This is a genomic window from Bradyrhizobium nitroreducens, assembly GCF_002776695.1.
GTDB classification, from domain to species: domain Bacteria; phylum Pseudomonadota; class Alphaproteobacteria; order Rhizobiales; family Xanthobacteraceae; genus Bradyrhizobium; species Bradyrhizobium nitroreducens.
Genome location: NZ_LFJC01000003.1, coordinates 530,405 through 553,654 on the forward strand (window position 1 = coordinate 530,405; position 23,250 = coordinate 553,654).

The 23,250-nt window shown below is 66.4% G+C and carries 20 protein-coding genes; 14 read left to right on the top strand and 6 right to left on the bottom strand.

Features of this window, described 5'->3' with window-relative positions; translation table 11 throughout:
* Positions 1–4: 4 nt before the first annotated feature.
* Positions 5–685 carry a GntR family transcriptional regulator gene (locus TSA1_RS02700; RefSeq protein WP_100174987.1) on the bottom strand — a complete coding sequence of 227 codons (681 nt, stop codon included), beginning with the start codon at positions 683–685 and terminating at the stop codon, positions 5–7.
* Positions 686–694: 9 nt separating this feature from the next.
* Positions 695–2,107, bottom strand: a complete 1,413-nt coding sequence (locus TSA1_RS02705; RefSeq protein ID WP_100174988.1) for an FAD-binding oxidoreductase — start codon at positions 2,105–2,107, stop codon at positions 695–697.
* 180 nt (positions 2,108–2,287) lie between these two features.
* Between TSA1_RS02705 and TSA1_RS02710 the strand changes: the two genes are divergently transcribed.
* The 10 genes from TSA1_RS02710 to TSA1_RS02755 all read left to right on the top strand — a co-directional run bounded on the left by TSA1_RS02710 (position 2,288) and on the right by TSA1_RS02755 (position 15,873).
* A complete protein-coding gene (locus TSA1_RS02710) occupies positions 2,288–3,172 on the top strand; it encodes a dihydrodipicolinate synthase family protein (RefSeq protein ID WP_174718715.1) in 885 nt (294 codons plus the stop codon).
* A gap of 197 nt (positions 3,173–3,369) precedes the next feature.
* Positions 3,370–5,697, top strand: a complete 2,328-nt coding sequence (locus TSA1_RS02715; protein ID WP_100174990.1) for a TonB-dependent siderophore receptor — start codon at positions 3,370–3,372, stop codon at positions 5,695–5,697.
* A 2-nt stretch (positions 5,698–5,699) separates the two neighbouring features.
* Positions 5,700–6,884: a PepSY-associated TM helix domain-containing protein gene (locus TSA1_RS02720; protein ID WP_100174991.1), complete on the top strand. Its 1,185-nt coding sequence runs from the start codon at positions 5,700–5,702 to the stop codon at positions 6,882–6,884.
* Positions 6,885–6,955: 71 nt separating this feature from the next.
* On the top strand, positions 6,956–8,188 hold the full coding sequence (locus TSA1_RS02725) for a rhodanese-like domain-containing protein (protein ID WP_100174992.1): 1,233 nt from the start codon (positions 6,956–6,958) through the stop codon (positions 8,186–8,188).
* A 131-nt stretch (positions 8,189–8,319) separates the two neighbouring features.
* Entirely contained in the window at positions 8,320–9,564 is a 1,245-nt protein-coding gene (gene serA, locus TSA1_RS02730; RefSeq protein WP_100174993.1) for a phosphoglycerate dehydrogenase, read from the top strand.
* Between the two features lie 92 nt (positions 9,565–9,656).
* Complete coding sequence (locus tag TSA1_RS02735; RefSeq protein ID WP_174718717.1) at positions 9,657–11,318, top strand: tannase/feruloyl esterase family alpha/beta hydrolase; 1,662 nt, start codon at positions 9,657–9,659, stop codon at positions 11,316–11,318.
* Positions 11,319–11,366: 48 nt separating this feature from the next.
* Positions 11,367–11,831 (top strand): MarR family winged helix-turn-helix transcriptional regulator, encoded by a 465-nt coding sequence (locus TSA1_RS02740; RefSeq protein WP_100174995.1) that lies wholly within the window; start codon positions 11,367–11,369, stop codon positions 11,829–11,831.
* Between the two features lie 12 nt (positions 11,832–11,843).
* Positions 11,844–12,614 carry an enoyl-CoA hydratase gene (locus tag TSA1_RS02745; protein WP_100174996.1) on the top strand — a complete coding sequence of 257 codons (771 nt, stop codon included), beginning with the start codon at positions 11,844–11,846 and terminating at the stop codon, positions 12,612–12,614.
* A 107-nt stretch (positions 12,615–12,721) separates the two neighbouring features.
* The gene (locus TSA1_RS02750) at positions 12,722–14,803 is read left to right on the top strand and encodes a methyl-accepting chemotaxis protein (protein ID WP_100174997.1); all 2,082 of its coding nucleotides are present in this window, start codon (positions 12,722–12,724) and stop codon (positions 14,801–14,803) included.
* Positions 14,804–14,934: 131 nt separating this feature from the next.
* Positions 14,935–15,873 carry a dihydrodipicolinate synthase family protein gene (locus TSA1_RS02755; RefSeq protein ID WP_100180937.1) on the top strand — a complete coding sequence of 313 codons (939 nt, stop codon included), beginning with the start codon at positions 14,935–14,937 and terminating at the stop codon, positions 15,871–15,873.
* A gap of 135 nt (positions 15,874–16,008) precedes the next feature.
* Here the strand turns inward: TSA1_RS02755 and TSA1_RS02760 are convergent, their stop codons facing one another.
* The 3 genes from TSA1_RS02760 to TSA1_RS02770 are packed head-to-tail and all read right to left on the bottom strand — an operon-like array spanning position 16,009 to position 18,575.
* Positions 16,009–16,707, bottom strand: a complete 699-nt coding sequence (locus tag TSA1_RS02760; protein ID WP_100174998.1) for a DUF1045 domain-containing protein — start codon at positions 16,705–16,707, stop codon at positions 16,009–16,011.
* Positions 16,708–16,725: 18 nt separating this feature from the next.
* Positions 16,726–17,919 (bottom strand): alpha-D-ribose 1-methylphosphonate 5-triphosphate diphosphatase, encoded by a 1,194-nt coding sequence (locus TSA1_RS02765; RefSeq protein ID WP_100174999.1) that lies wholly within the window; start codon positions 17,917–17,919, stop codon positions 16,726–16,728.
* Positions 17,916–18,575, bottom strand: a complete 660-nt coding sequence (locus tag TSA1_RS02770; protein WP_100175000.1) for a transferase hexapeptide repeat family protein — start codon at positions 18,573–18,575, stop codon at positions 17,916–17,918. The genes TSA1_RS02765 and TSA1_RS02770 overlap by 4 nt, the downstream gene beginning before the upstream one ends.
* A 175-nt stretch (positions 18,576–18,750) precedes the next feature.
* Between TSA1_RS02770 and phnC the strand changes: the two genes are divergently transcribed.
* From phnC to phnE (TSA1_RS02790), 4 genes are all read left to right on the top strand, one after another.
* Positions 18,751–19,560, top strand: a complete 810-nt coding sequence (gene phnC, locus TSA1_RS02775; protein ID WP_100175001.1) for a phosphonate ABC transporter ATP-binding protein — start codon at positions 18,751–18,753, stop codon at positions 19,558–19,560.
* A gap of 66 nt (positions 19,561–19,626) precedes the next feature.
* Entirely contained in the window at positions 19,627–20,562 is a 936-nt protein-coding gene (gene phnD / locus TSA1_RS02780) for a phosphonate ABC transporter substrate-binding protein (RefSeq protein ID WP_100175002.1), read from the top strand.
* A gap of 72 nt (positions 20,563–20,634) precedes the next feature.
* Positions 20,635–21,519 carry a phosphonate ABC transporter, permease protein PhnE gene (phnE, locus tag TSA1_RS02785; RefSeq protein ID WP_100175003.1) on the top strand — a complete coding sequence of 295 codons (885 nt, stop codon included), beginning with the start codon at positions 20,635–20,637 and terminating at the stop codon, positions 21,517–21,519.
* Positions 21,516–22,361, top strand: coding sequence for a phosphonate ABC transporter, permease protein PhnE (gene phnE / locus TSA1_RS02790; RefSeq protein ID WP_100175004.1), 846 nt, complete (start codon positions 21,516–21,518; stop codon positions 22,359–22,361). The genes phnE (TSA1_RS02785) and phnE (TSA1_RS02790) overlap by 4 nt, the downstream gene beginning before the upstream one ends.
* A 133-nt stretch (positions 22,362–22,494) precedes the next feature.
* Here phnE (TSA1_RS02790) and phnF read toward each other — a convergent pair whose 3' ends face one another.
* Complete coding sequence (gene phnF, locus TSA1_RS02795) at positions 22,495–23,223, bottom strand: phosphonate metabolism transcriptional regulator PhnF (RefSeq protein WP_100175005.1); 729 nt, start codon at positions 23,221–23,223, stop codon at positions 22,495–22,497.
* Positions 23,224–23,250: the final 27 nt, after the last annotated feature.

The window sequence follows — 23,250 nt, forward strand, 5'->3', positions numbered from 1 at the left end:
GCGCTCAATCCGCTTTGGCCGTCTCCACCTTCAGAGCCTTGGCATAGACCAGGCCCGAATTGGTGATGTGCGTCGTCATCAACGCTTCGAACGCATCGAACTCGCCGCGCGCGAACAAATCGAGCAGCTTGCGGTGCTCGTCGAATGACGTGCGGGTCCGCACGTCGATCGGCGAGGTCAGATTGGTGCGGAGCGCGGCGACGCGGCCGGAGACCAGCTGGTAGGATTCGGCGAGGTAGCGGTTGCCGCAATGGGCGAACAGCGCCTCATGAAAGGCGGCATCGGCGCGGCCATAGGCGATGTTGTCCTTTGCCGCGACTGCCGGCTCCATCGCGGCTATCGCCTCGCTCATCGACGCGATAGCGCCATCGCGGTCGTGGCGATAAGCGAGCTCTGCGGCTTTCGGCTCGAGCGCGATGCGGAAGGTGCAGAGCGCATGGATGTCCTCCGCGCTCGGCGTAAAGACAAAGCTGCCGACTTGCGGGCGGATCACGACGAGGCCCTGCGCCTGCAGCTGGCCCATCGCCTCGCGCACCGGCGTGCGGCTGACGCCGAATGAATTCGCCACCATCTCCTCGGAGATGGCGGCTCCAAGCGCGAACTCGCCGTCGATGATGGCCTGCCGCAGCCGCTGCATCACCCGCTGCGACAGCGATTTCGGCGTATCGAGCTTGAGCGATCGCATCTTCAGCTCTCAGACGACCTTGCCGGGATTGAGCAGATGGTCGGGATCGAGCGCGGCCTTCAGCGTCCGCATCAGCGCGATCTCGGGCTCGCTCCGGGCATGGCCCAGCCATTTCTTCTTCAGGGTGCCGATGCCGTGCTCGGCCGAGACGCTGCCGCCGAGCTCGCGGACGAGCCCGTAGATGATCGTGTCCATCTCTTCCTTCGGCTGCTGCTCGACGGGAAGGCCGGTGACCCAGGACACCAGGTGCAGATTGCCGTCGCCGATATGGCCGTAATAGACGCTCTCGCATCCCTCGATGCCGGCAGCGAGCGCCGCCTTGCAGCGCGTGACGAACTCGTCCATCCGGGCCACCGCAAGGCCGATGTCATAGGAGATGTGCGGGCCCAGCACCTGGCCGAACTCGGCGCAGATGTCGCGCACGCGCCAGAAGGCCTGCGTCTGCGCCAGCGATTGCGCCACGGCGGCATCCGCCAGCAGCCCGCGCTCCATCAGCTCTTCGAGCCAGGCCTGGAAGCGCGGCGCGTCCACGCTCTCGTCGGTGCCCTGTGCCTCGACCAGCACGTAGAGACCGTGGCCTGCGGCGACCGGCGGCTTCACGCCGGCGCGAGCCGTGATCACGTCCCAATAGTCCGGCCACATCACCTCGAACGCCGACAGCAACGGGCCGAGGCCGCTGCGCGCCGCGCCGAGCAGCGCGATCACCGCGGCATAGTCCGTCAGCGCGCAGAGCGCGGCCATGGTCGAGCGCGGCTTCGGGAACAGCTTCAGCACCACGCGGGTGATGATGCCGAGCGTGCCTTCCGAGCCGATGAAGAGATGTTTCAGATCGTAGCCCGCATTGTTCTTCATCAGCTTGTTGAGGCCGGTGATGATGGTGCCGTCGGGCAGCACGACTTCGAGGCCGAGCACCAACTCGCGCGTCATGCCGTAGCGGATCACGCGGTTGCCGCCGGCATTGGTCGAGAGATTGCCGCCGATCGCGCAGGAGCCGCGCGAGCCGAGATCGAGGGGAAAGAAGAAGCCGGCCTCGTCCGCGGCCTTCTGGATCGTCTCCAGCGGCGTGCCTGCTCTCACCGTCATCGTCATCGACGCGGGGTCGATCTCCTCGATGCCGATCATGCGCTCCAGCGAGATCGCGACCCAGCCGGCCTCGGGCGAGGCGCCGCGGCACAGGCCGGTCAGTCCGCCCTGTGGCACGAACGGCAGATGGGCCTGCCGGCAGGTCGCAACGGCATCGGCCACGCCTTGCGGATCGGCGGGACGGATCACCGCGAGCGGCATCTGCGGCAGGCTCGCGCTCCAGTCGTTGCAATTGCGCGCCGGCACGTCGGTGCCGATCAACACCGCGGCCGCACCGAGCCTGTCGCGCAGCGCGCCGAGCAATTGGTCGGGCCGCCCGACGGGGGTCACCATGTTCATGCGAGACCTCCTCAAGATCTGGCTGCGCCGTTTGCGCGCCGTGACGTCGGAAAGGGTTTGCGTCGCTCTTGTATGTAAGGTACAAGGTCGAAAGTAAAGCAAAAACAGGACTCGGTAAGGCCTCCCAAGGTCGTTTGAGATCAGAGGCTTAGTTTCCGGGTCGGAGCAAAGGGCAGTGTGATGACCGAGGCAATTCGCGGGTTCTGGGTGGCGTCGGCGACGCCGCTGGCGGCCGACGGCAGCGTGGATTCGGCAAAGCTCGCGGCTCACGCCAAGCAGCTTTTCGGCAAGGGCGTTGACGGCGTCGTGCTGTTCGGCACCACCGGCGAGGGCACCTCGTTCAACGTCACCGAGCGCGTTGCGACCGTCGAAGCCGTGCTCAAGGCCGGCATTGCGCCGGAACGCATCGGCGTCGGCGGCGGCTTCCCCGCCATCACCGACAGCGTCGCACTCTCACGTGCCGTGCTCGGCCTCGGCCCGTGTCACGTGCTGGTGCTGCCGCCTTACTTCGATCGCAGCGCCACGCCTGAAGGCATCGAGGATGCCTTTGCCGCGATCATCGACGGCGTCGCCGACGATCGGCTGCGCGCCTATCTCTATCACATCCCGCAGATCTCGGGCGTTGCGATCCCGACCGGCGTTGCTGCGAACCTGCGCAAGCGCTACGGCACGGTGGTCGCGGGCCTGAAGGATTCCAGCGGCGACTTCAAGCAATTCCAGGCGTTCCGTGCTGCGGCGCCCGAACTCGCCATCACCGTCGGGAACGAAACCGATATCGCCCGCGCGATCGCCGCCGGTGGCGCCGGCACCATCTGCGGCATGGCCAACATCGCGCCGGAGCTGGTCAAGGCGATGATCGATGGCAAGGATGTCGAACCGCGCATGCAGGCTGCGGCCGAAATCGTGCTGAAGACGCCGTCGTTCCTCGCGACGCTGAAGGCCATCATGGCGGCGCAGACCGGCGACCCCGCGTGGTTGCGCGTGCGCCCGCCGCTCCGCGCATTGTCGGACGGCTCCGCGTTCAAGCGGAAGCTCGACGAGTTGATGGCTCCCGCCATCGCGTAAATCGCGATACGCCGCCGCCGATTCGCGCGTAGCGTGTCGCGGCCGGCGTCCCGCCAATTAGAGATTGCCGCTCAATGCCGGTCCGCGCTTAGAACGATTCAACACTAGAGCGATTCAAGCTCCGCTGCGGTTCTCCTCGATCCCGTCGGCTGTTACACGCGCACACTTCAATGTTCCTGACGTGAAGTGGATTGAAAGTGCGTGCCTCCGTGGATGGCCTGCGTATCGGCAGCCATCGTCATCGTGCCGGCAGGAGCCGTGCAGGTCTTCTCGTCGGTGTAGTCGTGCTGCTCACCGAATTTTCATCCCCCATGACGAGCGCGCAGGCGCAGTCGGCTCTGCCGCCGGTGACGGTGGAGGCCCCGGCGCAGCGGGCGAGGCCGGCACGCGTATCGGAGCAATCGTCACGCCGGACGCAGGCCGCGGCTCGCCGCCAATCCGCCCGCAATCCTGCCCCGACACCGCCGACGCTGTCGGAGCGTGCCGCCGCAGACGCCGCCGCCCAGCAGGCTGCCAAGCTCGGCTATCGCGCAATGCCGAGCGCGACCACGCTGCGCAGCGGCGCCTCGCCGCTCGACACCTCGCAATCCGTCAACGTCGTGCCCGCGCAAGTCCTGAAGGATCAGCTCCCGCGCAACATCGACGATGCACTCGTCAATATCTCCGGCATCACCCAGACCAACACGCTCGCCGGCACCCAGGACGCGGTGATCCGCCGCGGCTTCGGCGACAATCGCGACGGCTCGATCATGCGCAACGGCATGCCGCTGGTGCAGGGGCGCAGCCTCAATGCTGCGGTCGAAAGCGTCGAGGTGTTGAAGGGACCGGCCTCGCTGCTCTACGGCATCATGGACCCCGGCGGCATCGTCAATACGATCAGCAAGCGCCCCGAGCTCTATCAGCACGGCTCGGTCACGCTGCTTGGCTCGACCTACGCGAACAATCGTAGCGGCGCCGACGGCACGCTCGACATCACCGGCCCGATCGGCGACGGCGGTCTGGCCTATCGCTTCATCGGCTATGGCGTTAGCGAAGACTATTGGCGCAATTTCGGCCGTCACCGCGAGATGCTGGTGAACCCGTCGCTGGCCTGGTACGGCGACACCACGACGGTCCAGCTCACCTATGAGCACCGTGAGTTCATCTACCCGTTCGACCGCGGGACCGCCTTCGTCAAGGGGGCGCCGCTGGCGATCCAGGCGACGCGCCGGCTCGACGAGCCCTTCAACAATATGTGGGGCACCTCCGACCTGGTGCAGGGCTCTGTCGAGCAGAAGCTCGACGACAATTGGAAGGTCACCGCGGCTTACAGCTACAACACCGAGACCTACAGTGCCAATCAGCTTCGCATCACCGGCGTCAACGCCACGACCGGCGTCGAGACCCGCAGCAACGACGGCACCCAGAATTCGCTGAGCAACGCCAGCTATGGTACCTCCTATTTGCAGGGCGACGTCTGGGTGGGCGGCTTCCGCAACGAGCTCCTGTTCGGCGGAGAGGCACTCTACCGCACCATCGATCGCCGTGATTTGATCCGCCAGGCGACGCCGAGCTTCAATTTCTACAACCCGGTCTACGGACTGGTCACACCGGGCACGACGGTTTCGGCAACCGACAGCGAGCAGACCGACAAGCTCGGCACCCGCGGCTTCTTTGCCCAGGACACGTTCCATCTGACAAACTGGCTGTCGGTGGTCGGCGGCGTGCGCTGGATGGAATACGAGCAGCTCGCCGGAAAGGGCCGGCCCAAATTCATAACCAACACCGACCTCGCGGGAGATAAGGTGCTGCCGCTCGGCGGCGTCATCTTCAAGCTGAACGATCAGCTCTCGTATTACATAAGCTACACGCAGTCGCTGAAGCCGACCTCGACCATCGCGGCTTTCACCACCGGCTTCGTCGTCGACTCCACCATTGCGCCCGAGGAGGGAACGCAGTGGGAGACCGGACTGAAGTTCGATGTCAACAAGCGGCTGTCAGGCACCCTGGCGGCTTACGACATCGAGAAGAAGAACGTGCTGGTGCTCGATGACATCGGCAACGGCAAGTCGGCGGCACGCACCTCCGGCGCCGCCCGATCGCGGGGCGTCGAATTGGACGTGACCGGCAGGCTGAGCGATCAGTGGAGCATGATCGGAAGTTACGGCTATACCGATGCGCGCCTGATCAATGATCCCGTCGTCGGCAACGCAAAGCTGCTGAACGCCGCGATGAACACGGCCTCACTCTATCTCGTCTACGATTTCGGCGACGCACTCGCCGGACGTCTGCGGCTCGGCGGCGGCGCGCGCTATGTCGGTGACCGGCCGGGCGACAACGCCAACACGTTCTTCATGCCGTCCTATACCGTCGCAGACATCTTCGCGACCTACGACACGAAGGTCGACAATCTGCCCGTGACCTATCAGTTCAACGTCAAGAACCTGTTCGACAAGGTCTACTACACCTCCACCACCGGCAACGCCCTCAACGTCGCCATCGGTGATGCGCGGCGCGTCTCGCTGTCGGCCACGGTGAAGTTCTAGCCATGGCCGCGCGGCTGGGACACACCATCAAGGCGGTCCTGTTCCAGGTCCATTCCATCGCGGGCCTGATCCTTGCGCTGCTGGTGTCTCTGATCGCGCTGACCGGCGCGATCATGAGTTTCGAGGACGAGATCGTCGATCACCTCAACGCCGGCATCGTGCAGGTCGCGCCGCGTCAGGCGCCGGCGCTGATGCCGGACGAGTTGGTGGCGCGGTTGAAGGCAGCTCAGGACCTCGGCAAGGTCGCCGCGGTCACGCTGTCGAGCGATCCGTCCGCGGCGGTTCATGTTCGCTTCGGCCGCGACGAGCAGGGCGGACGGCCCACCTCGCTCTATGTCGATCCCTATGACGCGCGCGTGCTGGGCGCGCCGCGCGGGGAGGCGTTTTTCGCGACCGTACGCCGGTTGCATCGCTGGCTGCTCATTCCCGGCGACGGCAAGGGCTGGGGGCGTCCGATCACCGGTACGATCGCGCTCGGCCTGATCGTCATGCTGGTCACGGGTCTCGTGCTGCGATGGCCGCGTCGTGCCGGCAGCGTGAAGATGTGGCTGAAGCCGAATCTCGGGCTCAGCGGCCGTGGACTGCACCGGTCGCTGCACACCGTGATCGGCACCTGGGTGCTGCCGGTCTATCTGACGATGACGCTCACCGGGCTGTTCTTCTCGTTCGAATGGTACAAGGACAGCGTCACATGGCTGCTGGCGCGCCCCCACGTTGCCGCGGCGAAGATGCCCGCAAAGTCGCCGCGTGCGGCCGGACGCGGCGAGCCCGCCTCGCCGATCGGGTTCGATCAGGCCTGGACCACGTTCCAGCGCGAAGAGGGCGACCGCTTCACCAGGGCCTTGCTGACGCTGCCGGGCGGCGCGGGCACGGCGATCCGGATCCGGTCGTGGGGCAAGAATTCGTTGCTGGAAACCACACGCGACGAATTCCGCATCGATGCCGTCACTGGGCAACTGGTCTCGGCAGAGCGCTATGCTGACAAGACCTTCGGCGAGAAGATCATCGCAGCCATGTACGACATCCATCGCGGCGAGATCCTGGGCTGGCCAGGCAAGCTCGCCTTCATGATCGCTGCGATGCTGATGCCGCTGTTTTCGGTCACCGGCGTGCTGCTCTACCTGTCGCGCCGCAAGCTGCGGCGACTGGCGCAGCCACCGCTCGGACGGCTCGTTCCCGGCGAGTGAGCGGACGAGGCTAGCCAACGCGCCTCCAATCGGTCAAAAGCCCCTGGCTTGTCCGTGCCAGGGTCCATGCCATGAAGCTTTCCACCGTCACTCCCGCCGATATCCGCCGCGCCCTGCTGCTGCGCGAAGAGATCGCGCTGCTCGATCTCAGATACGAGGCCGGTTTTGCGACGGGGCATCCGCTGTTCGCCGCCAACATGGCCGCCGACCGGATCGACATCGAAGCCGAAACGCGGCTGCCGCGCAAAAATGTTCCGATCGTGCTCTATGATGACGGCGAGGGGCTGGTCGCGAGCGGCGCGGAGCGCCTCGCCGCGCTCGGCTATACCGATATCAGCGCGCTCGACGGCGGGCTGAAGGCCTGGCGCGCGGCGGGCTATGAGGTCTTCGAGGACGTCAATTCCTATTCGAAGGCGTTCGGCGAGCTGGTCGAGGCGCGCCGGCACACGCCCTCATTCAGCGCCGATGAGGTGGCAAAACTGATCGCCGACAAGGCTGACATCGCCATCCTCGACGTTCGCCGTTTCGACGAATATGCGACCATGAACATTCCGGGCTCCGTCAGCGTGCCCGGCGCGGAGCTGGTGCTGCGGGCAGGGCAGGCAGCGCCAAATCCCGACACCACCATCATCGTCAATTGCGCCGGCCGCACGCGCTCGATCATCGGCACCCAGTCGCTGATAAATGCCGGCGTGCCCAACAAGGTGCGCGCGCTGCGCAACGGCACCATCGGTTGGACGCTGGCCAAGCACACGCTCGACCACGGTGCGGACAAGCGCGGGGAGATCGGGCCATTCGAGGGTGGCCCGGCCAACGCGCGCGATGTCGCCTATCGCGCCGGCGTTCGCCATATCGGCGCGCGCGAGATGGCCGCGCTCGTCGCGCAGACGGATCGCACGCTCTACCGCTTCGACGTGCGCGACGCCGAGGACTATGCGGCGGGTCATCTGGCGGGCTTCCGGCACTATCCGGGCGGCCAGCTCGTGCAGGAGACCGACATGGCCGCGCCCGTGCGCGGGGCACGCATCGTTCTGACCGACGACAAGGCCGTGCGCGCCGACATGACGGCGTCGTGGCTGGCGCAGATGGGCTGGGAGGTCTATGTGCTGGAAGGCGGCTATGACGGTGCGCTCGAGATCGGCCCGCCGCGCGTGCTGCCCAAGCCGGATTCGGCCCATCGCTATCGCCGGCCCTATGAGGGTACCGACGTCGCGGAGAAGGCGATGCAGGCCTATCTCGACTGGGAATACGGCCTCGTCGAGCAGCTCCGCCGCGACGGAACGCACGGGTTTTATGTGATTTGAGAAGAAGGCGGAGCCGCTAGGATACCAAGCATCGCCGCATCCCGCCATCTTCCCTCCGTATCCGCCCCTATTGTGCTGCCCCTGCTCCGCGGTCTATGTGCTCAGGCAAAGCCGCCATGTCAGGAGATTCCATGTCAGCCCCAGGCCAGAGCCAGGAGCGGAGCGCGAAGGCGCTGCTGCTCGAAGGCGTCAACGATAGCGCTGTCGATCTTTTCAAGGGCGCGGGCTTCACCAATGTCGAGCGGCTGACCAAGGCGCTGGACGGCGAGGATCTGCGCCGCGCGCTCAAGGGCGTGTCGCTGCTCGGCATCCGCTCGCGTACCCAGGTCACCGACGAGATACTCGCGGCCGCCGACCAGTTGCTCGCGGTCGGCTGCTTCAGCGTCGGCACCAATCAGGTCGATCTCATGGCGGCGCGCAAGCGCGGCATTCCCGTCTTCAACGCGCCGTTCTCCAACACGCGCAGCGTCGCCGAGCTCGTGATCGGCGAGATCGTGATGCTGCTGCGGCGGATCTTCCCGCGCTCGGTGTCGGCCCACGCGGGCGGCTGGGACAAGTCGGCGACCGGCAGCCGCGAGGTGCGCGGCCGCACCCTCGGCATCGTCGGTTACGGCAATATCGGCTCGCAGCTCTCGACGCTGGCCGAGGCCATCGGCATGCGCGTGATCTATTTCGACCGTACCGACAAGCTCCGCCACGGCAATACCGAGCCGGTCGAACGGCTGGAGGAGCTGTTGGCCCAGAGCGACGTCGTCAGCCTGCACGTGCCGGAGACGCCGGAGACCGCGGGCATGATTGGCGAGAAGGAGCTGGCCGCGATGAAGCCGGGCTCGTTCTTGATCAACAACAGCCGCGGCACCGTGGTCGATCTCGACGCGCTTGCGCGCGCTTTGCGCGACGGCCATCTCGCGGGCGCGGCCGTCGACGTGTTTCCGGTCGAGCCGTCGTCGAATTCGGACCGCTTCAAGAGCCCGGTGCAGGGCCTCGAGAACGTCATCCTCACCCCGCATATCGGCGGCTCCACCGAGGAGGCGCAGGAGCGCATCGGCGGCGAAGTCGCGCGCAAGCTGGTCGACTATTTCATCACGGGCTCGACCATGGGCGCGGTGAATTTCCCCGAGGTGCAGCTGCATCTGCGCCCCTCGGGCGCGCGCTTCAGCCATGTCCACCGCAACGTGCCCGGCATGCTGCGCCGGCTCAACGAGGTCTTCCTCCAGCGCGACATCAACATCGCCGCGCAATATCTGGAGACATCAGGCGATCTCGGCTACGTCGTGCTCGACGCCGATCTCGGCGGCCAGGATTCGGCGACGCTGCTCCAGCAGATTCGCAGCCTCGACGGCACGATCGGCGCGCGGCTGGTGTTCGAGCACTAACGGACGACAAACCACCCTCATTGACGATCGTCGGGAGGTCGCGTTCAATGCGATCTCCTGACGGATCGAACAAACAAAGCCGGGTGGAAACGATGACGCTGACAAGAGCGAAGCTGTGCGCATGGCTCGTGGGCACGGCGGCGGCGCTGAGCGCGAGCGCTGCGTTCGCCGCGACCCTGCCGGAGGCTGCGGAGGCGGTCTGCAAGGGGCTCATCGGCGGCGCCGATGCCGTGAAGATCGATTCCGCAACCTTGCAGGCGCCGTCGCAGCTCGCGGTGGCCGAACGCGGGCCGACACCGTCCGGGCGCATCACGCCGGCCAATCCCGCCTTCTGCAAGGTGCTCGGCCATATCGACCCCGCAGATCCCAAGGCGCCGCCGATCAGATTCCAGGTCAATCTGCCCGTCGGGTGGAACGGGCGCTCGGTGCAATATGGCGGCGGCGGCTTCAACGGCGTGCTGATCAGCGGCCTCGGGCTGCCGCCGGCCTATCCCTTCGACAAGCCGTCACCGCTGGCGCGCGGCTTCGTCACCTACGGCACGGATTCGGGCCACGAGACCAGGCAGGGCGAGCCACCGCAGGTCTTCGCGCTGAATGACGAGGCGTTCGAGAATTTCGCCCATCGCGCCTACAAGAAGGTACGCGACGCCGCCGTTGGGTTGATGGAGCGTGCCTACGGCAGGAAGCCGGACACGATGTATTTCATGGGCTCGTCCGAGGGAGGCCGCGAAGGCCTCACCATGGCGCAGCGTTACCCCGACGATTTCGACGGCATCTTCGCCCGCGTGCCCGTGATCAATTGGGTCGGCCTGCAGCACGCCGGCACACGGTCCGGTCTCGTCACAATGGGCGCGGGCTGGATCAATCCGGCGCAGGTGAAGCTCGTCGGCGAGGCGGTGCGGGCGGCGTGCGACAAGGCCGACGGTTCCGACGATGCGCTGGTGCAGGATCCCGTCGGCTGCAAGGCGGCCTTCAAGGTCGAGACGCTGCGCTGCGCGTCGGGCCAAAGCGGCGATCAGTGTCTGACCGATGCGCAAGTGAAGGCGATCGAGACGCTGCACGCGACCTACAAATTCCCGTTCGCGCTCGCCAATGGGCTCGACGATTATCCCGGCTGGGGCGTGTCGGGCGAGGATACGCCGGCGATCGGCCCGACCGGCGGCTGGACGGCGTGGTGGCTCGGCACTGCGCCGCCGGCGCAGCCGCCCGCGCCCAATAACGGCATCGCCTGGATCTACGGCGCCGGCGGCATTCAATATGTGTTCGCGCGCGATCCCAAGCTCGACGTCACCACCTACAAGGTGGAGGAGCACAAGGCGCGGCTGCTCGAAGTGTCGAAGCTGATGGATTCGACCGATCCCGATCTCAGCCGCTTCCGCGCCCGCGGCGGCCGGCTGATCATGCTCGAACACATGGCCGACTACGCCCAGAGCCCCTATGCCGGCATCCGCTATTTCGAGAGCGTCGAGCGCAAGCTCGGCAAGACCGAGACCGCGGAGTTCGCGCGGCTCTACACCGCGCCCGGCGTCGACCATGTCGGCTCCGGCGCGCCGGCCAATGTCGACATGCTGAGCGTGCTGGTCGACTGGGTCGAGCAGGGCAAGGCGCCCGGCGATCTCGAAGTCGGCGAGCAAAAGGTCGAGGCGCCATCCTTCGCGACATTGCGCGCGCTGCCGCTGTGCCGCTGGCCGGCGTGGCCGCACTACAAGAGCGGCCCCGTGACGGAGGCGTCGAGCTTCACCTGCGCGCCGTAGCGAAGCGGGCCGTTTGACAATGACCTTGCGCCCGGCTATCTATTTCGCATGCGAAATAAAGGCGCCGACGCGCGGCATCATCGCCTGATCTATCTGCTCAACGTCGCCCAGCGCCGCCTGCAGCGCTGGATGGCCGCGCGGCCGGAGAACGAGGTGACGCCGGCGCAGGCGGGGCTGTTGTTCATCCTCGGCAAGCAGGACGGCGTCCTGATGGGCGAGGCGGGCGCGGCGCTGGATATGGGGCCGGCCGGCATTTCCGGCCTCGTCGACCGCACCGAGGCTGCGAAGCTGATCGAGCGGCGGGCCGATCGCGAGGACGGACGCGCCTGGCGGATCTGGCTGACGCCGAAGGGGCGGACCGCGCTGGCGCAGGCGAAGGCCGGTGCGGCCGAGGTCAACGCCGCACTGACGGACGGATTCTCGGCCGCGGAGATCGAAATCGTCGCGCGCTGGCTGATTAGCATTCAAGACAAGTTTCCAAGATCTTCAGAGACGCGACATTCAGACGACTAGAAGGAGAGACCCATGACCGAGCATGTCCGGATCGAGAACAACGGCGGAATCCTCACCCTCACGCTGGCGCGTCCCGACAAGAAGAACGCGCTGACGGACGCGATGTACGGCAAGCTTGCCGACACCATCGAATCCGCCGAGTTCGATCCGTCCGCGCGCGTGATCCTGATCCGCGGCGAGGGCGACATGTTCACCGCCGGCAACGATGTCGGCGAATTCGCCGCCGTCGCGGCCGGCAAGTCCGAGGGCAGCCGCAACGTCATCCGCTTCATCCAGTCGTTGGCGCGCTGCACAAGGCCGCTGGTCGCGGCCGTGCAGGGCCGCGCCGTCGGCGTCGGCACCACGATGCTGCTGCATTGCGACCTCGTCGTGCTCGCCGACAACGCACAATTGTCGACGCCGTTCGTCAGCCTCGCACTGGTGCCGGAAGCGGCGTCCAGCCTCTTGATGCCGGCGCGCATCGGCCATGCCCGCGCCTATGAGATGTTCGCGCTGGGTGAGGCCGTGCCGGCGCAGGCCGCGCTGCAATGGGGTCTCGCCAACCGTGTGGTGCCGCTCGACAAGCTCGATGCCGAGGCGCTCGCGCTGGCGCAGCGCCTCGCCCGCCAGCCGGCCGGCGCGCTCACCGCGACCAAGCGCCTGATGCGCAACGGCGAGGTGCTGGTCGCCCAGATGCAGGCCGAAGGCGAGCAGTTCGCCCAGCGCCTGCGCACCGCCGAGGCGCGCGAGGCCTTCACGGCCTTCGCCGAGCGCCGGGCGCCGGATTTCACCAAGGTTGCGTGACACCGGGGGCGCGAGGGGCCGGTCGTTAACATTTGATACAAGCTTAACCGAACGTTGGCAGGTCAGGGTGCAAGGTGGCCTCTCGTGGAGAGTAGGTCCCTTGGCGCATGTCAATTTTTAAGAAATCGGTAAGCAAGCTGCTTCTTGTTCTGATGGCGCTTTTGGCCATCGGTGCGCTGACCAGCACGGCGATCCAGATGGGTGGCGCGTTCGGCCGCTACCGCGACAGTCTGGAGACCGAGCGGCTCGCTGCCGCCGACAAGGCGATCTTCCATGGCGTGCTCGCGCTGCGCACCAATCGCGGTGACGCCCAGAGCGCGCTGCTCGGGGAGGACGATCCGCGCGCCAAGCTCGAAGCAGCCGAGAAGGCTGAGCAGGCCGGCTATGATTCCATCGCCGTGGCGCTGCCGACCGTCGAATTCGCCCGTCGTGACGAGCTCGCCGGCACGCTGAAGCAGCGCTGGGCCGACGCCTCACCGCAATTCAAGCTGTTCTACGACGAGGCCAAGCGTCCGCGCGCGGAACGCAAGATCGAGCGAACCAATTCCTGGTACGATGCCGTCACCAAGGTGATCGACACCGCGAACCTTGCCTCCACCGCGGTGTCGAACCGTGCCTGGATGAACGATCCCTACATCGCGCGCATGATTCAGGTCCGCCGCTTCGCCTGGCAGGTCCGCGACCGCTACGGCATCCATTGCTCGTCCCTTCGCTCGAACGTCAACGGCAGCAAGCCGCTCGACGACGCCCAGAAGCGGTCGGTGGCGCAATGGGACGGCACCATCACTTCCGCCTGGGCCGGCATGAGCGAATTGCTGGCGGCGCCCGACGTGACGGCGGAACTGGTGTCGGCGGCCAACGACGCGAAGGCCAAGACCGACGGCGCTCTCAAGCAGATCAACGAGCTTGCCAAGAATTTCGACGGCAGCGGCAAGCCTGCGCTCCCTGCGGCGGAATGGAATACGCTGTGCCAGGCGCCCTTCGCGCCGATCGTGGCGGTCGCCAACAAGGCGCTCGACCAGTCGATCGCGCGTGCCGAGATGGTTCAGGCCAAAGCTCTCACCAACCTCATCGTGCAGTCGCTGGCGTTCGTGCTCGCGTTGGCCGTGACCCTGGCCGGCGTGTACGTGGTGCGCAATCGCCTGATGCGCCCGGTTCGCGCCATTCTCGACGCCATCGCCCGCATCAGCGCGCGCGACTATGCGACGCCGGTGCCGCAACCCCGGCATCCCGACGAGTTCGGCACCATGGCCGCCGCACTCGAAAGCCTGCGTGAAAGCGCGGCGACCGCCGAGCGCCTCGGCCGGGAGCGCGAATCGCAGCAGGCGCTGCAGCTCGCCCGCTCCGGCACCGTCGATGCGGCTTGCCGCAGCTTCGACGACACCGTGCAGGCGGTGATCCAGAGCGTTGCGGCCTCGACGCGGGAGCTCGACGCCACCGCGAGCGGCGTGCGCTCGCTGGTCACGCAATCGAGCAGCCAGACCGCGGCGGTCTCGTCCGCAGCCGAGCAGGCCACCAACAATCTCGAGACCATCGCGGCCGCGACGGAAGAGCTCTCCGCATCCGTCGGCGAGATCTCCGCGCAGGTGCAGGCCAGCGCCCGCGAGGCCCGCGAGGCCGTGTCGCAGGCCGAGCAGACCAACGCGACGGTCGAGATCCTCGACCAGACCGCCAGCCGCATCGGCGAGGTCGTGAAGATGATCAACGCGATCGCCGCCCAGACCAACCTTCTGGCCTTGAACGCCACCATCGAAGCCGCGCGTGCGGGCGAGGCCGGCCGCGGTTTCGCCGTGGTCGCCGGCGAGGTCAAGAGCCTTGCCTCCCAAACCGCGACGGCGACGGAAGAGATCTCGCGCCAGGTCGAGGAGATCCAGGGCGCGACGGGCCAGGCGGTCGCAGCGATCCGTTCGATCGGCGGCGCCATCAGCGGCATCGACGAGAAGATGACGGCGATCGCCGCCGCCGTCGAAGAGCAGCGCGCCGCGACCACCGAGATCTCGCGCAACTTCCAGCAGGCCGCGCAGGGCACCCGCGAGGTCACGGACACCATCGGCAGCGTCGCCAGGCTCAACCAGGAGACCGGTAATGCAGGTACGGTGTTGTCGGAATCCGTCAAGAAGATGTCGGCTGACGCCGATCGTCTCCGCGTCGCGGTCGAGGGCTTCCTGGGCGCGGTGAAGACCGCGTAGTTTCGCCTCATTTGTCCATCCCGACGTCGCGCGTTCGGCATTGCCGCCGATCCGCGCGGCGGCTACATCTGTGCCGCCGCGCTCCGCGGGCGATGCGACAGACGTAAGACCTATCAGGGATGGAGAGTTCGATGCCGGTCACCCCACACAAGGCCCAGCGCCCCTATCGCGGCGTGTTCCCGGTCGCGCCCACCATCTTCGATGAGCGCGGCGAGCTCGATCTCGAAGGCCAGCGCCGCTGCATCGATTTCATGATCGACGCCGGCTCGCACGGCATCTGCATCCTCGCCAATTTCTCCGAGCAGTTCGTGCTCACCGATGCCGAGCGCGAGACCGTGATGCACGCGGTGCTGGAGCATGTCGCGGGCCGGGTTCCCGTGATCGTCACCACCACCCATTTCAGCTCGGCGGTTTGCGCCGCGCGCAGCAAGCAGGCCGAAGCTGCCGGCGCCGCCATGGTGATGGTGATGCCGCCCTATCACGGTGCGACCTTCCGGGTTCCGGAGAAGGGCATCGTCGAATTCTTCAAGGTGCTCTCGGGCGCGATCGACATTCCCGTCATGATCCAGGATGCGCCGGTGGCGGGGACTCCGCTGTCGGTCGAGCTGCTGGCGCGGCTGGCGCGCGAGTTTTCCAACATCCGCTATTTCAAGATCGAGGTGCCGGGCGCGGCTTCGAAGCTGCGCAGCCTGATCGAGGCGGGCGGCAAGGACATCGAGGGTCCCTGGGACGGCGAAGAAGCCATCACGCTGCTCGCCGATCTCGACGCAGGCGCCACCGGCGCCATGACCGGCGGCGGCTATCCCGACGGCATCCGCCAGATCATCGATCCCTATTTCGCGGGCGATCGCGAAAAGGCCAAGGCCGCCTATGAACGCTGGCTGCCGCTGATCAACTACGAGAACCGCCAGTGCGGCCTGGTCGCCTGCAAGGTGATGATGCAGGCGGGCGGCGTGATCAAGTCCGACGCCGTGCGTCACCCGCTGCAGCCGCTGCATCCGGCGACAAGGGCAGGATTGCTGGAGTTGGCCAAGGAGCGCGATGCGCTGGCGCTGCGGTGGGGGAAGTAGGAGACAAGCACACCGTCGCAGTAGGGTCGGCAAAGCGAAGCGTGCCCACGACCTGTTGCGGTCGGGAGAAGTCGTGGGCACGGCGCTGTGCGCCTTTGCCCACCTCACGACACCGAATGTGTCGCGCGATCCCGCCTAACGCGTCAACGCCCACTCGCCGATGATGCGAAACCGCGCCCTGGCATCATCCTGCCTGAATAGCGCGATGCGATCGATCGCGAGCGTCCCGATCCGCAGCGCCGCAAACCGCGCCCGCAGCATCTCCACAATCGGCCCACGCCGCTCCGCATCCAGCCGTCCCGTCAGCGTCATGTGGAAGCGGAATTCGTCCATGACGTAAGGATAGCCCCAGCGGTCGAGATAGTCGCGCTGCCGCTCGCTCAGCTTCTCGGGCTTGCGCCGCGTACGATCTTCGGCCGTCAGGGGAGGGCGAAAGGAATCAAACTCGCGGACGCAATCGGCGGCAAGCTCGCGAAGCGCATCGACCGGCTCAGCCGGGATGACAGCGATGAAGCCGCTGATGGCATCGACGACCGGACGGATTGCCGGGATCGGTCGCGCCTTGCCGGCGAATGCCGAGCAGGCGGCCGCGAGCTCCGCCTCGGTCTTGCCCGATACGAGCGCCATCGGCGCCTTCAGCGTGGCGTGAAAGCCGTATTTGCGGGGATCGGCCGTGATGTCGCGCCAGTCGGGCGCGACCTGCAGTGCTGCTTGCGGAAACGAAACCTCGTCACCCGAATAGGCATCATAGCCTAGCAGTTCGGCGCCGAAGCGGGAGAGGGGGCTGTTGGGCCCGGCGGCAAAATAGATCGCGAAGCGTGGAAAACCTGTCATTGCCTCAGCATAACCAATTCAGGCCGCAACGATAGCCTCGCGCGGCGCCGCCGCCGCTGCGAGCAGCCGTGTCGCATCGGTGAGATGCACGAGCTTGCCGTTTGAGATCACCGCGATCAGCCGCGGCCGCAATGGCTCGCTGTCGTCGACCAGCAGGATGTCGGCGCGGCGGCCTTGCGCCAGCACGCCGCGATCGGTGAGGCCGGTCGCGCGCGCCGGCCCGGCCGACACCAGATCCCAGGCCTTCGGCAGCGGCAGCACGCCATCGGCGGCGAGGCGGAACGCGGCAAGGAGCTGCGCGGGATAATAGTAATCCGACGCCAGTACCGAGCAGAGCCCCTTGGCGATCATGTCGGAGGCCCTGGTCCAGCCGGTGTGGCTGCCGCCGCGCACGACGTTCGGCGCGCCGTAGACGATCGCATCGCCATGGCTTGCCGCCGCCTGCGCCGTCGCCTCGTTGATCGGAAACTCCGCGATCAAGGCGCCGAGCTCGCGAAACTCCCGGCGCATTGCCGGCGTCGCGTCATCATGCGAGAGCATCCGCACCTCGGCCGCACGGGCCGCGGCGGCCAGCCGCGACACCGAAGCCGGCACCTCGTCGGCGCGCGAGGTCACGCGTTCGACCAGCCGGTCGAATTCCTCAGGCGAGAGCCCGGTGCGCTCCACCATGCGGTTGCGCTTGCGCGGCTTGGCCATGTCGGCGACGGTGCCGTCCATATGGTCGTTGAAGGCAAGCAGGTCGACGCGGCCCTCGGCGAGCCACTGGCTGATCTCGGTCTCGGCGTCGAGATTGTAGGTCTCGTGCCGCAGATGGAAGCGGGTGTCGGCGGCGAATTGCGGACGCTGCCGCTCGATCGCCTCCATCAGCCCGCGCGCATTGTCGGCGCTGCGCAGGCCAGGCTCCCACGAGCAGGTCGTGGCGTGAAACACCGTGGTGATGCCGTTGCTGATGGCCTGGCGATCGCTGTCGGCGAGCGCGACGTCGATGGGGAAGTCGACGCCGGCGCGCGGCATCATCTGCCGCTCGAAGGCATCGCCATGCAGATCGACGATGCCCGGCAGCACCAGCAGGTCGCTGGCGTCGATCGCCAGCCGCGCCCGGCCGCGAGAGGCGTCCGTCGCGGCGATGTCCTGGCCGGACACCGCCAACGACGTTTCGACGAGTTCGGCGCCGATCAGGGCCCGGCCGCCTTCGAGGAAAATGTCTGTCACGCGACCGCGCTTCGTTTGCTGGCAGGGAGAGTTGCTCGTGCTTCGTATGTCGCAAGAAAATCTTCAATCCCGAGCGCGCGAAAATCCGGCAGGGCTTCACGCAATTTGTCGTGATCCCAGTCCCACCAGGCAAGCTTGGCGAGCCGTCCGGCGATCTCCTCCGAGAACCGCCGCCGTACGATCCGTGCCGGATTGCCGGCGACGATAGTGTAGGCGGGGACGTCCTTGGTGACGATGGCGCCGGCCGCGATCACCGCGCCGGTGCCGATGTTGCGTCCCGGCAGCACGACCGCGCCGTGGCCGATCCAGACGTCGTGGCCGATATGGACGTGATGCTGACGCCGCCAGTCGAAGAACTCGGCATCGTCGCTCTCGCCTTCGAAATAGGCGCTGGAGCGATAGGTGAAATGGGCCTGGGTCGCGCGATGCATCGGATGGTTGCCGGGATTGATGCGCGTCATCGCGGCGATCGAGCAGAACTTCCCGATTGTGGTGTAGGTGATCTGCGAATCGTTCACGACGTAGGAGTAATCGCCCATCGCCACGTCATGCAGGATCGTGCGGGCGCCGACCTCGGTGTAGGCGCCGAGCCTGGTCTCATGCAGCTTGGCCGAGGGATCGATGGTCGGTTGAACCGAGAGAGCTTTGGCGGCCATGTTGCGTCCGAAGTGCGGGGGCGGGCGGTTTTTTCTTCGAGCGGCTTGATGACGATGTCATGACATCGCGATGACAGGGGATGAGGTGTGTACGATCGCCGCACCGCAACGCGCCTGTCACACAAGTGTTAACCGCCGGCGTTAGCGGTGGGCTCCAGTTAATCTGGAGCCCTGCATGCTGGTGGTGGAAGGTCTGACGTGTCGCTTCGGCGCGAAAGCCGCTGTGGACGACGCTTCGTTTCAAATCTCCCCCGGCGGCTTCGTCGGCGTGATCGGACGGTCCGGCGCCGGCAAGTCGACGCTGCTGCGGAGCATCAATCGCCTGGTGACGCCGACTGAGGGGCGCATCCTGTTCGACGGCGTCGACGTCACCGGGTTGCGCGGCAGGCAGCTGCGGCAGTGGCGGGCGCGTTCGGCGATGATCTTCCAGCAGTTCAACCTGGTCGGCCGGCTCGATGTCCTCACCAATGTCCTGATGGGACGGCTCGCGACCATGCCGGCCTGGCGTTCGCTGTCGCAAGTGTGGCCGGAGCAGGACAAGGCGCTGGCAATGTCGGCGCTCGAACAGTTCGACATCGCCGCGCTCGCGGCCCAGCGTGCCGATCAGCTCTCCGGTGGCCAGCAGCAGCGCGTCGCGATCGCCCGCGCGCTGGTGCAGCAGCCCGACATCATCCTCGCCGACGAGCCGATCGCCTCGCTCGATCCGCGCAACACCAAGATCGTGATGGATGCGCTGCTGCGCATCAACAAGCATTTCGGCATCACCGTGCTCTGCAATCTGCACTCGCTGGATCTCGCCCGCTCCTATTGCGACCGCCTGATCGGCATGGCGCAGGGGCGCGTGGTGTTCGACGGCGCGCCGGCCGCGCTGACCGACCACGTCGCGCGCGAGCTCTACGATCTCGAAGCCGCCGACGTCATGGGTGGCGCGCCCGTGCCGGCGCCCGCCGACGTGCCGGCGCTTGGAACGGCCGCGGCCGCCTGACCTCGCCACACCTGTTTCGTTGCCAGTTCTTTGCGTCAACCGACCCCAACCGATGAAGAGGGTATCATGATCACTCGCAGACTCATTCTCGCCGGCGCTGCCGCGCTCGCGTTCACGGCCTCCGCCTCCGCCGAGGACTGGAAGGCCAAATATCCCGAGCTGACCTTTGCGGTCGTTCCGGCCGAGAACGCCTCCGGCGTCACCGAGCGCTGGGCGCCGTTCATGAACTATCTCTCCAAGGAATTGGGCGTGAAGGTCACGCTGCGTATCGCCAACGACTACGCCGCCGTGATCGAAGGTCAGCGTGCCGGCAACATCCATATCGCCAGCTACGGCTCGGCTTCGTTCGCCCGTGCCCGCCTGACCGGCGTCAAGACCGACGCCTTCGCCAACGACATCAACGCCGACGGCTCCACCGGCTATTACTCGGTGTTCTTCGTCAAGGCCGGCAGCGCCTATAAGAAGATCGACGATCTCAAGGGCAAGAACCTCGGCCTGGTTGATCCGAACTCCACCTCCGGCAACAACGTGCCGCGCTTCGAGCTCGACAAGATGGGCATCCACGATGCCGAGGGCTATTTCAGCAAGGTCGTCTTCACCGGCAGCCACGAGAACGCGATGCTGGCCTTGTCGCAAGGAACGGTCGACGTCGCCGCCAACCAGTGGACCACCGACGACGATTCGACGCTGGCGCAGATGCTGACCAAGGGCATGCTGAAGAATGCCGACGGCTCGGCGATGAAGAAGGACGACTTCCGCATCATCCACAAGTCGGCACCGATCATCAACGGTCCCTACGCCTACAATTCCGACCTGCCGGATGACGCCAAGGCGGCCATCGCCAAGGCCTTCTTCGACGCGCCGGTCAAGGACAAGGCCGCGTTCGACCGCCTCCAGGACGGCCAGAAGAAGGGCTTTAATCATGCCACCACCAAGGATTGGGACGGCACGATCGAGCTGATCAAGTTCGTCGACGCGCTACGTAAAAAGAAGGCGTCCTGAGTATCGGGACGATGGCACTGGAGCCGGGTCGATCGACCCGGCTCTTTCTTTGACGGGGCTCATCTTACGCCGATGACGACAGCGGTTTCGATCCTTCCCGAGCAGCAGCTCGCCGTGCTCAACGCCGCCTATCGCCAGGCGGTCGCACGCCGGCGATGGCGCCTGCTGTTGGGCATCGGGACCTTCGCCGCGGCGCTGTTGCTCGCCGCGATCGGCGCCGAAGTGAATCTACGCACGCTGTTCACCTATTTCGGCAACTTCCTGAGCTATTTCGACCGTATCTTCACCCTCGACAGCGGCCAGCGCGTCTGGACCGATGTCGGCGAGTGGCTATGGGGCTGGCGCAAATGGCTGAAGATGCTGGGCGAGACCCTGCTCATCAGTTATGTCGGTACGCTGATCGGCGCGACCCTCGCATTCTGCCTGAATTTCTTCGCCGCCGAGAACACCTCGCCCGCGCCCTGGCTGCGATTCGTCGTGCGGCGCCTGCTCGAATTCGCCCGCACCGTTCCCGGCATCGTCTTCGCGCTGATCTTCGTGATCGCATTCGGGCTCGGGCCGATGGCCGGCGTGCTCGCCATCGCGATCCACTCCACCGGCGCGCTCGGCAAGCTGTTCTCGGAGATCGTCGAGAATGCCGACATGAAGCCGGTCGAGGGCATCCGCTCGACCGGCGCAAGCTGGCTGTCCTGCATGCGCTTCGCGGTGGTGCCGCAGGTGACCGCGGGCTATGCCAGCTACGCGCTGCTGCGCTTCGAGATCAATGTCCGCGAAGCCTCCGTGATGGGCTTCGTCGGTGCCGGCGGTATCGGCCAGGAGCTCGTCGTCGCCATCCGCAAATTCTACTATTCGGACGTCAGCGCCATCCTGCTCACCATCATCGTCACGGTCTTCATCATCGATATCACCACCGGCTGGCTGCGCGGCCGCCTGTTCGGCAAGGAGGCGCGGACGTGACGCCGCAGGAGGTCGATACGCGAGCGCTTCGCGCACGCTACCCCGATGTGTTCGACCGGCCGGCCTCGGCGCGGCTCGCCATGCCCGCGATGATCGTCGCGGCATTCGCGGTCCTCGTTTACGGCCTCGTCGATCTCGACTTCTCGCCGTCGCGCTTCCTCGCAGGCCTCAGCCAGCTCGGCTGGATCTCGTTGATGATGATCCCGCCTGATCCCGGCTCCTCGCTGCCGGTCTATCTGAAGGCGCTGGGCGAGACGCTCTCGATCGCGCTGCTCGGGACGACGCTCGCCGCATTCTTCGCGCTGCCGGTCAGTCTGCTGGCGGCGCGCAACATCGTGCCGTCGAACATCCTGCGCTTCCCGGTGCGCCGCTTCCTCGATTCGATCCGCGGCGTCGACACGCTGATCTGGGCGCTGGTGTGGATCAACGTCGTCGGGCTCGGCCCGTTCGCCGGCGTCCTCGCCATCGCGGTGTCGGATTTCGGCGCCTTCGGAAAACTGTTCTCGGAGGCGATCGAGGGCGCCGACCAGAAGCAGGTCGAAGGCATCCGCGCCTCCGGCGGCAGCAAGCTGCACGAGATCCGTTTTGGTCTCCTGCCGCAGGTGCTGCCCGTGATCGCCGGCCAGGTGCTCTACTTCATCGAGTCCAACACCCGTTCCGCCACCATCATCGGAATCGTCGGCGCCGGCGGCATCGGCCTGCAGCTCGCCGAGCAGATCCGCGTGCTGGAATGGCAGAAGGTGTCGTTCCTGATCCTGATGATCCTGGTTGCGGTCGCCGCGATCGATTTCATCTCGGGCAAGCTGCGCTTTGCGATCATCGGGCGCAGGGCGGTGGCCTGATCGCAGGTGCCGTAGGGTAGGCAAAGCGAAGCGTGCTCACCACCTTTAGCGATGGAGAAAGATCGTGGGCACGGCGCAAGTGCGCCTTTGCTCACCCTACGAGTCCGGCTTTGTGGAGGGAGCATAGCGCTCCCTACGACTCCACCAGAAACTCCACCCGCTCCGCGGCAAACCGCGAGTGCTTGGTCATCAGCGGCTTGCCCTCGAGATCGTGGTCGGTGGCATCGACCACCAGGATCGGCCGGCCCAGCGCCAGATCGAGCCGGGCCGCGTCGGTGGCGTCGACGATCCCGGCGGTGATCCGGGTCGCGCCCCGGCGATAGTCGCGCACGCCATAATGTGCCAGCAGTTTCGTCATCGAGCGCGTCGCTGCGAACACCGCCCCAGCATTCGGAAACAGCTCGGCCGACAGCCAGGTGGTCGAGACGCAGATCGGCGTGCGGTCGGCGAGGCGAATCGCCTCGATCCGCACCAGCGGCGCACCGGCCTTCAATCCCAGCTCCCGCGCCAGCTCCCGCGTGGCGACGTCCTCGGAGGCCTCGATCAGCTGGCCGCGCGGCTCGCGCCCGCCGGCGCCGACGATCTCGGAGAAACGCGTGCGCGAGCGCAGGGGATAGGCGAGCTTCTGCGCCTCGACATAGGTGCCGCTGCCGCGCTCGGCCCGCACCAGGCCGCGTTCGGCAAGCGCCGCCAGCGCGCGCCGCACGGTGTGGCGGTTGACGCGATAGGTTTCGGCGATCTCCATCTCGCCCGGCAATTTGTCGCCGGCCGCAAAGCGCCCGTCGGCGATGCCGCGCTCGATGCCGTCGGCAACGAGGCGCCATAGCGCGACGCCCGACGAGGCAGTGTCTTGCATGCTCATATCGCCGGTCAGCCTAGCCCAGAAATC